At 62.8% G+C, this 7441-nt stretch carries 9 protein-coding genes and 1 pseudogene; 3 read left to right on the top strand and 7 right to left on the bottom strand.

The window, feature by feature from the left end; all coding sequences use genetic code 11:
* Positions 1-95 precede the first annotated feature (95 nt).
* Positions 96-545 carry a manganese-binding transcriptional regulator MntR gene (mntR, locus tag ABY403_RS11410; protein WP_372840937.1) on the top strand — a complete coding sequence of 150 codons (450 nt, stop codon included), beginning with the start codon at positions 96-98 and terminating at the stop codon, positions 543-545.
* A 106-nt stretch (positions 546-651) separates the two neighbouring features.
* Positions 652-1815, top strand: a complete 1164-nt coding sequence (locus ABY403_RS11405) for an L-lactate dehydrogenase (protein WP_372840936.1) — start codon at positions 652-654, stop codon at positions 1813-1815.
* A gap of 3 nt (positions 1816-1818) precedes the next feature.
* Here the strand turns inward: ABY403_RS11405 and ruvA are convergent, their stop codons facing one another.
* Positions 1819-2478, bottom strand: coding sequence for a Holliday junction branch migration protein RuvA (gene ruvA / locus ABY403_RS11400; RefSeq protein WP_372840935.1), 660 nt, complete (start codon positions 2476-2478; stop codon positions 1819-1821).
* Positions 2475-2978 carry a crossover junction endodeoxyribonuclease RuvC gene (gene ruvC, locus ABY403_RS11395; protein ID WP_372840934.1) on the bottom strand — a complete coding sequence of 168 codons (504 nt, stop codon included), beginning with the start codon at positions 2976-2978 and terminating at the stop codon, positions 2475-2477. The genes ruvA and ruvC overlap by 4 nt, the downstream gene beginning before the upstream one ends.
* Positions 2979-3303: 325 nt before the next feature.
* On the opposite strand from ruvC, the gene ABY403_RS11390 reads away from it, so the two are divergent.
* Positions 3304-3498: a DUF1127 domain-containing protein gene (locus ABY403_RS11390; RefSeq protein ID WP_372840933.1), complete on the top strand. Its 195-nt coding sequence runs from the start codon at positions 3304-3306 to the stop codon at positions 3496-3498.
* An 83-nt stretch (positions 3499-3581) separates the two neighbouring features.
* On the opposite strand, the gene ABY403_RS11385 is transcribed toward ABY403_RS11390, so the two are convergent.
* The 5 genes and pseudogenes from ABY403_RS11385 to ABY403_RS11365 form a co-directional block, all read right to left on the bottom strand.
* Positions 3582-3932 carry a hypothetical protein gene (locus ABY403_RS11385; protein WP_372840932.1) on the bottom strand — a complete coding sequence of 117 codons (351 nt, stop codon included), beginning with the start codon at positions 3930-3932 and terminating at the stop codon, positions 3582-3584.
* A gap of 82 nt (positions 3933-4014) precedes the next feature.
* On the bottom strand, positions 4015-4887 hold the full coding sequence (locus ABY403_RS11380; protein ID WP_372840931.1) for a 50S ribosomal protein L11 methyltransferase: 873 nt from the start codon (positions 4885-4887) through the stop codon (positions 4015-4017).
* A 102-nt stretch (positions 4888-4989) separates the two neighbouring features.
* Complete coding sequence (gene msrA, locus ABY403_RS11375) at positions 4990-5628, bottom strand: peptide-methionine (S)-S-oxide reductase MsrA (protein ID WP_372840930.1); 639 nt, start codon at positions 5626-5628, stop codon at positions 4990-4992.
* Positions 5629-5678: 50 nt separating this feature from the next.
* Positions 5679-6905: an MFS transporter gene (locus ABY403_RS11370; RefSeq protein ID WP_372840929.1), complete on the bottom strand. Its 1227-nt coding sequence runs from the start codon at positions 6903-6905 to the stop codon at positions 5679-5681.
* Between the two features lie 283 nt (positions 6906-7188).
* A pseudogene (locus ABY403_RS11365) lies at positions 7189-7441 on the bottom strand (primosomal protein N'); the annotation flags it as partial.

Below are 7441 nucleotides of genomic sequence, written 5' to 3'. Positions count from 1 at the left end.
GCGACAAAGTGAAGCCTTGGCGCTATCATGTTCCGGCGTTTTCATGAATGATATGCCCGCGTCGGCCCGGCCCGCGCCAGAAACAGGAGGCGCCCGTGCAGCACCCACCACCGCAAGACAGCGAATCCGCCGCGCAGGCAGACCGCTTCAATCAGGCGCGCACGGCCAAGGCAATGACGCTGCTAGAGGACTACACCGAGATGATCGACGATCTGGTGCAGGCACATGGCGAAGCGCGCATCACCGAAATCGCGCAGCTGATGGGGGTTACGCACCCCACCGCGGCCAAGGCCGTAGCGCGGCTGAAGCGCGAAGGGCTGGCAGTCTCGCGCCCCTATCGCGGGGTTTTTCTGACCGAAGCGGGCAGCGCCATGGCGGCCAAGGTGCGGGCGCGGCACCGGATTGTTGTCGATGTGCTCTTGGCGCTTGGCGTACCCGCCGAGGCCGCCGAAACCGACGCCGAGGGCATGGAGCACCACGTTTCCGAGACCACATTGGCCGCCTTTGAAGCCTTTTTGCGCAGCAAAGGGCAGAGCAGGCCGTAACCCAGCCAAGGGTCACCGTCCGGCAGTGGCTTTGCCGCGCAACATGATTGCGCGGGCGGCCATAAATTGGTAACCGAACCTTACCAATTGCACCGAGGAGCGCGCCATGCCGACCATCACCTGCATCGAAGACCTCAAGCGCCTGCAACGCCATCGTGTGCCCCGGATGTTTTACGACTACTGCGAAAGCGGCAGCTATACCGAGCAGACCTTCCGCGAAAACACCTCGGATTTTGCGCAGATTCGCCTGCGCCAAAAGGTGGCTGTAGATATGTCGAACCGCAGCCTTGCGGGCAGCATGATCGGACAAGCCGTGACGATGCCGGTGGCGCTGGCCCCGGTCGGCTTTACCGGGATGCAAAGCGCCAATGGCGAGATCAAGGCGGCGCGCGCGGCTGAAGAGTTTGGCGTGCCCTTCACGCTATCGACAATGTCGATCAACTCGGTCGAACAGGTCGCCGCAGCAACGAAAAAGCCGTTCTGGTTTCAGCTTTATGTGATGCGAGATGAAGACTTCGTCGATGGCATGATCGCGCGGGCCAAGAAGGCGGGCTGTTCGGCGCTGGTGCTGACGCTGGATCTGCAAATCCTCGGGCAGCGGCACAAAGACCTCAAGAACGGGCTTTCTGCCCCGCCGAAGCTGACGCTTCGGACGATGCTGAACCTTGCTACCAAGGTGCGTTGGGGGCTGGGCATGTTGGGTGCGCAAAGCCGCACTTTTGGCAATATCGTGGGCCATGCGAAGGGCGTGGAAAACATGAGCTCGCTGAACGCATGGACGAACGAGCAGTTCGACCCAAGGCTTGATTGGTCCAAGATCGCCCGCATCCGCGACCAGTGGGGCGGCAAGCTGATTCTGAAAGGCATCCTCGACGCCGAAGACGCGCGCATTGCCGCCGATTTCGGGGCGGATGCAATCATCGTTTCCAACCACGGCGGGCGCCAGTTGGATGGCGCGCTTTCGGCCATCCGCAAGTTGCCCGAGATCGTGGCGGCGGTGGGCGACCGTATCGAAGTGCATATGGATAGCGGCATCCGCTCTGGGCAAGATGTGCTGAAGGCGCTCGCGCTTGGGGCCAAGGGCACTTTCATCGGCCGCGCCTATATCTACGGGCTGGGCGCGATGGGACAAGCGGGTGTGACCACAGCACTCGAGGTTATCCGCAAGGAACTGGACATCTCGCTGGCGCTGTGTGGCGAGCGCGACGTGACAGCGCTGCGGCGCGAAAACCTGCTGGTGCCAAAGGGCTTCTTTGACGCCTACGAGTAAGGCTCACCCCTTCGGCGCAAGCAAGCGCAGCGCGGCGCGGATCAGGCGGGGGGTGTCTACCGCTTCGGGGTTAGCAGAGGCTTCGGCCACAGCAGCAGCGGCGTCGGTGGCGGAATAGCCGAGGTTGGCAAGTGCCGACATCGCCTCGACCGTGGCCGAGGGCTGTGCCGATGCTGCGGGTTTGCGTGGGCTGGGTGTTGCCTCGATCACCTCATCGGCGGCAGAGAGATCGACGCTCAGCGCGCCGCCCATCGACATGACCGCAGGTGCCTTGCCTTTCAGCTCCAGCACCACGCGCTGCGCCAGTTTCGGCCCAACGCCGGGTGCTGCGCGCACGCTTGCCCAATCGCCCAATGCTATCGCGCGGCCCAGTGCATCCGGGCCAAGCGTGCCAAGAATCGACAGCGCCGCCTTGGCCCCAACGCCCTGCACCGAAATCAGCAGCCGGTGCCATTCCTTTTCCTGCAAGGTGGTAAAGCCGAACAGTTGCAACAGGTCTTCGCGCACCAAAAGCTCGGTATATAGTGCTGCAGCCTCGCCCACAGGGGGCAGTGCGGCGGCTGTGCGGCTGGATATGTGCACGATGTAGCCCACACCGCGCACATCAATCAGCACCTGATCAAGACCCCGATGCAGGATCACACCCGCGATGCGCCCGATCATGCCACGCCTCGCATCGCGCGCTGCATCCGACCCGCGCTTTGCAGATGGTGCGCGTGGCAAATGGCGATCGCCAGCGCGTCTGCGGCATCGGGCCCTGCCAGTTCGACGCCGGGAAGCTGAAAGCGCACCATATGCGCAACCTGCCCCTTGTCGGCGTGGCCCACGCCCACCACCGCCTTTTTCACGGCGTTCGGGGCGTATTCACCCACCGCCAGCCCCGCCTGCGCGGGCACCAGCAACGCGATACCGCGCGCCTGCCCCAGCTTCAGCGTGGCCACCGCATCCTTGTTGACAAAGGTCTGTTCAACCGCCGCGGCCTCGGGTGCATAGCGCGCCACCACCTCGCTTAGCGCCTTGTGCAGCGACAGCAAGCGCAGCGCCAGATCATCGCCTTCCGAGTGGATGATGCCGTTGGCGATGTGGCTGAGCCGCGATCCGGCCATCTCGATCACGCCCCAACCGAGGTTGCGAAGGCCCGGGTCTATTCCAATAACGCGCATACCGCCCTGCCCTGTTGCTTTTTTCACGCAGTAGCACGAAAAGCGAACATCGCAAAGCCTGAAGCGCGCTTCTGCGGCGCAGCAACGAAATTGTCTTTCTGTGTGGTTCGGCGCAATAAAGCGCTACTTTTCACCCATTGCCAGACACAATCTGCCGTGTTTTTTCGACCCTGTTCAGGCACTCTTAACTGCCTGCAAAGCCATGCAGAATTCGCATGGCGGGGCTGTCTGGCGCGCGCTTGCTTACCACTCCTGCCGGGACTATGTGCGCCTTCGAAGGGTAGATGCCCTTGAATTGAGCAGAATGTAAAAAGGAACTATCACCATGTCCGCCTTCGACACCAACCGCGCAATGATCCAGACCGGCCATATCGGCTTTGTCTCGCGCTTCTTCACCACGCTCGCCGTCTGGAACGACGCGCGCACCACCCGCAACGAACTTGCCAAACTGAGCGACCGTGAGCTTGATGATATTGGTCTGACCCGTGGCGACATCGACCGAGTGGCCGCGCGCCGCTAAGTCGAACCGCCTACCGCGGTTTGCACCGCCAAAAGGCCGCGCCGATGCAATCGGCGTGGCCTTTTTCTTTGGTGCGGCACATATCAGCGAAGATAGGGGCGAAGCTGCGCCGAAACCATCAGCGTCAAAGCATCAGCGCCAAGCACCCATGCCCCAACCTGTTCAACAGGCGTACCCGCGCGCAGCAGGTTCAGACGCTGGTTGTAGGTGTCAGCGCCAAGCTGCGCGTGCAGCCCGCCCTTGATTACCAGAAACGAGAGCAGAATGATTGCGAGCGGGCGCAACCAGACCATGCGGCGGCGGCGGCGGGGCCGTAGCGCGGCATAGGCCGACCGACCCAGCGTGCCCACGGCCTCAAACGCACCGCCAGCAAGGTTGATACGCTCAATGCGCTCAAGCCTCGTGTAGAAGTTTTGTAGGTTGTGATCGACCATGGCACCTTTTCAGTCACGGCGTTGTGGCGTGACGTTAAGGCAGTATGCCATAGATTGCGGCGATGCGACGCAGGAAGTTCGCTTACTGTTCTCGGGTCAGAACCAGTGTCGTCCAATCTGCGTATTCGTTTCTAGAGCGGCGGGCAAAGCCGTAAGAACGATAGGTTTCTTCCACCTCATCGCCTTGTTCATTGAGTATTCCCGAGAGAATCACCAGCCCGCCCGGACGCAGATTCGCCGCCATATCGGGGGCAAGTGCGATTAGCGGACCCTTGAGGATATTGGCAAAGACAAGGTCGAAAGGTGCCGCCCGGGCAAGTTCGGGGTGGCCGAACCCTGCCGCCTCTAGGCACAGCACGCGGTCGGCAAGCCCATTCGCCTCGGCGTTGGCGCGCGCGGTATCGACTGCCACCGGGTCGATATCCGATGCGATCACCCGCCCCGACCAGATTTTTGCCGCCGCCATCGCCAGCACCGCCGTGCCGCAACCGATATCGGCCACGTTCTCGGCACGCCAACCCTCGCGGTCGAGGGCGTCTAGCGCTGTGAGGCAGCCAAGAGTGGTGCCGTGGTGGCCGGTGCCAAAGGCCATTGCCGCCTCGATCAGCAGTGCCACAGCATCGGACGGCACCTTTTCGGCATCATGCGCGCCGTATACGAAAAAGCGCCCGGCAACCACGGGGCGCAGTTCGCGGCGCACATGCGCGACCCAATCGGTTTCGGGCAGTTCCGACACTGCGAAAGGCTCGGCACCGAAGGCTGCCGCAAGCAGCGCCAGAACCACCTCGTCGGGGCTTTCGGTGTAATAGGCACCAACCTCCCAACGCTCTGATCCATCCTCGATTTCACCCACGCCAACGCCGTAGGGTGCGGGATCAAGGTTTTCGAGCTGTTCGCCCAGCGCCTCGGCGGCTTCGCGGCTGGCAAGGGTGGTGAAGGCGGTGAAAGTGGGCATGGCGGCTCCTTGGCGGTCGGGCGCAGTAAGGGGCAATTGGGGCGCAGGTCAAGGGCAGCCGCGCCGCCCCTGCGCATGCGAAGCTATTTCGACAGCCTAACTTCAGGCCTTGAGGCCGATCGGGCAGGCCACGCCCGTGCCGCCAATGCCGCAATAGCCCCGCGGGTTCTTGGCCAGATATTGCTGGTGGTAATCTTCGGCAAAGTAGAACTGCGGCGCGGGCAGGATTTCTGTTGTGATGGCCCCGTATCCGGCGGCGGCAAGGCGCGGCGCATAGGCTGCGCGCGTGGCCGCGGCAGCCTCGGCCTGCGCGGCGTCATAGGTATAGATGCCCGAGCGGTATTGCGTGCCCTGATCGCCCCCCTGCCGCATGCCTTGCGTCGGATCATGGTTTTCCCAGAAAGTGGCAAGCAGTTCGGCGTAGCTGACCTTTGCCGGATCAAAGATCAGGCGCACCACTTCATTATGCCCGGTCATGCCGGTGCAGACCTCTTTGTAGGTCGGGTTTGGCGTCAACCCACCCGCATAGCCGACGGCGGTAAGCCACACCCCCGGCAACTGCCAGAAAATCCGCTCGACCCCCCAAAAGCAGCCCATCCCGAACATCGCCTGCGCCATTCCGGCAGGGGGTGGCGCATCAAGCGGCAGGCCGGAAAGGAAATGCGGCTCGGTTATCGGCATGGGCGCGCTGCGACCGGGCAGCGCTTCGGCGGCGTTGGGCAGGCGGTCGGGTCGGTGCATGGCGTCTCTCCCTTTGCGGCAAAGATAGGGGGCAAAGCCGAACTTACCAGTCAGAGCCGGGCGCTGAACACCGTCTCGTTACCCTTTTCAGGGTGGCGCGGAATCATCAGCGCCAGCAAAAACGAAACGCCCGCCATGCTGGCGGCCAGCAAGAACACCGCCGAAGGGTCGGTGACCCAAAGATAGCCGAGCGCGGCAGGCAGTGCGACGGCGGCAATGTGGTTGATGGTAAAGGCGACGGCCGCGGTAGGCGCGATGTCGGCAGGGTCTGCGATCTTCTGGAAATAGGTCTTCAGCGCGAAGGCCATCGCGAAAAAGAGATGGTCGGCCACATAAAGGCCCGCAGCGAACATCGGCCCCAGATCGAACTTGTAAAGCGCACCATACCCCAGAAACACCGAGGCAAGCCCGGTATATTCAATCATCAAAGCCCGCTTTTCACCAAAATGCGCAACTACGCGGCCCAAGAGCGGCGCCACCACGATATTGGCGGCGTAGTTGATAAGGAACAGCGAGGTCAGCGCCTGCACGTCAAAGCCAAAACGCTCGACCATCATGAAGGCGGCGAAGACCACGAAAATCTGCCGCCGCGCGCCAGCCATGAATTGCAGCGCATAGTAAAGCCAGTAGCGGCGGCGCATCAGCAGGCGCTTGATCTGCGGGTTGGGTGCTTCAAAGCGCGGAAACGCCAGCGCCGCGAATACCGCCATCAGCACGGTGCTGCACCCGGCAATGCCGAAAACCAGCTCGTAACTCAGATTGAACCGATGCCATGTGACCACCAGCAACCCGTACGCCAACAGCGACGCGCCCGACGAGATTGCCACGATCCGCCCTAACCGCCGCGGTGCTTCGGCCTTTGGGGTCCATTGCAGTTGCAGCGACTGGTTCACCGTTTCGAAATAGTGAAACCCGATCGACGACAGCAGCGTCAGCGTCAGCAGCCCCGCAAAGCTGGGGAAGGCTGCGGTCAGCGCGGTGGCCACCCCCAAAAGCACCAGCGCAGAAAGCGCCAACACCTGTTCGCGCATCAGCCAAAGCACGACGATCACCCCGATCGCCAGAAACCCCGGCACCTCGCGCACTGATTGCAACCAGCCGATCTCGCGGCCGGTAAAGGCGGCGCGCTCGATGACGAAATTGTTGATAAGCGCCGACCATGTGGCAAAGGAAATCGGCTGCGCCGCCGCCATCAGATATAGCAGCGCCTCTGGCCGCCGCCAGCGGGGCAGCGACATGGATTCTTCCAGCGTGATGGCGGTGCGGGCAAACAGCATGGGCGCTTTTGTGGCAGCGCGCCGCAACAAGCGAAAGGGGGTATTTACGCCAAGCCTGCGGAATTGCGAGATGAATGACGCGGCTGTAGCACCATTGCCTGCAAGGTGCCGCAAAAACCGCGCCCGCAACCTTAGCGAAAGTGCCACATGACCCGCAATCCCCTGCCGCCCATCTGGCGCGGCTTGTGGCAGGGGCGATGCCGTGGGTTCACGGCGGGCTACGGATGGCGGGCGAGGCGATGCGCGCCAATGCCCGCGCAGCATGGGCCGAGTTGGCCCGAGCCTAAAGAAAGCTCTGCGGGTCGATATCGACCGCCAGCCGCACCTGCGCGGGTGGCCTGATCTGCGCAAGCCATTCGGTCAGCGCGGCTTGCAAGGGGGCCGCGCGGTCGGCTTTGACCAGCAGACGCACCCGGTGCCGCCCCCGCACCCGCGCGATGGGCGCGGCGGCGGGGCCGTAAAGCTCTGCCCCGATCCGTTTCAACGGCGCAGAGCGGCGTGCAAGTTCGCTGGCAAAATCGAACACCTGCGCCAAG

It is taken from the genome of Phaeovulum sp., assembly GCF_041596715.1.
Classification (GTDB): Bacteria; Pseudomonadota; Alphaproteobacteria; order Rhodobacterales; family Rhodobacteraceae; genus UBA6213.
The sequence above is the reverse complement of the archived record's forward strand: the minus strand, read 5'-3'. Positions and strand labels throughout refer to the sequence as shown.

Coding starts and splice junctions, on each gene's coding strand:
- ABY403_RS11405 (WP_372840936.1), top strand. CDS start 652: ATGCCGACCATCACCTGCATCGAAGACCTCAAGCGCCTGCAACGCCAT.
- ruvA (WP_372840935.1), bottom strand. CDS start 2,478: ATGATCGGGCGCATCGCGGGTGTGATCCTGCATCGGGGTCTTGATCAG.
- ruvC (WP_372840934.1), bottom strand. CDS start 2,978: ATGCGCGTTATTGGAATAGACCCGGGCCTTCGCAACCTCGGTTGGGGC.
- ABY403_RS11390 (WP_372840933.1), top strand. CDS start 3,304: ATGTCCGCCTTCGACACCAACCGCGCAATGATCCAGACCGGCCATATC.
- ABY403_RS11385 (WP_372840932.1), bottom strand. CDS start 3,932: ATGGTCGATCACAACCTACAAAACTTCTACACGAGGCTTGAGCGCATT.
- ABY403_RS11380 (WP_372840931.1), bottom strand. CDS start 4,887: ATGCCCACTTTCACCGCCTTCACCACCCTTGCCAGCCGCGAAGCCGCC.
- msrA (WP_372840930.1), bottom strand. CDS start 5,628: ATGCACCGACCCGACCGCCTGCCCAACGCCGCCGAAGCGCTGCCCGGT.
- ABY403_RS11370 (WP_372840929.1), bottom strand. CDS start 6,905: ATGCTGTTTGCCCGCACCGCCATCACGCTGGAAGAATCCATGTCGCTG.